This window comes from Streptomyces sp. URMC 126, from assembly GCF_051386555.1.
GTDB lineage: Bacteria > Actinomycetota > Actinomycetes > Streptomycetales > Streptomycetaceae > Streptomyces.
This window is the reverse complement of sequence record NZ_JBPQTX010000614.1, coordinates 1-1,253: the sequence shown is the minus strand read 5'-3', so window position 1 is coordinate 1,253 and position 1,253 is coordinate 1. Positions and strand designations below refer to the sequence as shown.

Annotated in this window: 1 pseudogene; it reads left to right on the top strand. The window is 79.1% G+C overall.

What is annotated here, in order from left to right:
• Window positions 1–1,130: pseudogene (locus ACSNOK_RS33110) on the top strand (hypothetical protein); the annotation flags it as partial.
• Window positions 1,131–1,253 lie beyond the last annotated feature (123 nt).

The following is a 1,253-nucleotide window of genomic DNA, read 5'->3' as shown; positions in this document are numbered from 1 at the left end:
CGTCCGCGGCGCCCGGCACGCCGCCGGTGGCGCCCCCCGTACCGCCCGCCGCTCCGGGAGGGCCGCCCGCGCCTCCGGTGCGGGATGCCTCGGCGGCACCCGCCGCCGGTGGCGCCCCGCCCGTCGCTCCTCCGGCGGCCCGGCCGCCGTCGCCCGGCGAGCCGGCCGGCGTGGCCGATTCGATCACGCTCACCAAGCCGGCCGCGGCCGTCGAGCCGCCCACCGCCGTCGACGCCACCCCGCCACCGGGTCTCCTCGGGGCGCCCCTGCCTCCCGGGCCGGAGGCCGCGCCCGCCCGTGGGCGCGCCCTGCGCTGGGCCGCCGTGGGCGCCGCCGCGTTCGTGGTCGGCGGTGTGGCCGCGGCCGGCGTGCTGCTGGTGAACAAGGACGGCGGGGACGGCGGGAAGGACGACCGGGCCTCCCGGTCGTCCACGAGCCGCGACCACCGTCCGGACGGGCCCGCCCCGGCGCCCGCCGCCTCGGGCGCCGCCGCGGCCACCGCTTCCCCCGCGCCGGCGGACTCCCCGTCCGCCGGCCCGGCGTCCCCGTCGGCCGGACCCTCCGCAGGCCCGTCCGGTACGCCCGGTCCGTCGGGCGGTCCGTCGGAGGGCGCGGACGTCCCCACCGGCGTCCGGACCGCCGCCCCCGACGCGCACGAGCACGTGACGGACCCGAGCCGGGAAGCACCGAAGAACTATGAACTGACCGCCGCCCCCGAAGGCTTCGCGCTCGCCGTCCCCGAGGGCTGGCGCCGCGAGGACAAGGGCAGCGGCCAGATCGACTGGCGCGGTCCCACCGGGCCCGAGCACCTGCGCGTCGGCATCGTGAAGAAGGCGGACCAGCCGGCGTACGAGCACTTCGCCGAGCTGGAGCGGACGGTCGCCAAGGAGGACGGCTACCGGCGGCTCCAGCTCACCCGCAACACCTTCAAGGGCCGCCCGGGCGCCCTGTGGGAGTGGACCTGGAACGACCACGGCCGGACGATGCACGCCGTCAACCAGGCGTACGTGGACGCGTCCGGGACCGAGTACGCCATCCTCTTCCAGGGCCGCGAGGGCATGGGCAGCCCGGAGGGGTGGCACCGGACGTTCGACACCGCGCTCGACCACTGGACGGCCGGGAAGGACTGAGGCCGGGAAGGGCCGAGGCCGGACAAGGACCGAGGCCGGGGCAAGGGCCGAGGCCGCGAAGGACCGAGCGGGCCCCTCAGGGGCCATCCCGGGGCGTGGGGACGCCGGCCGTCCCCACGCCCC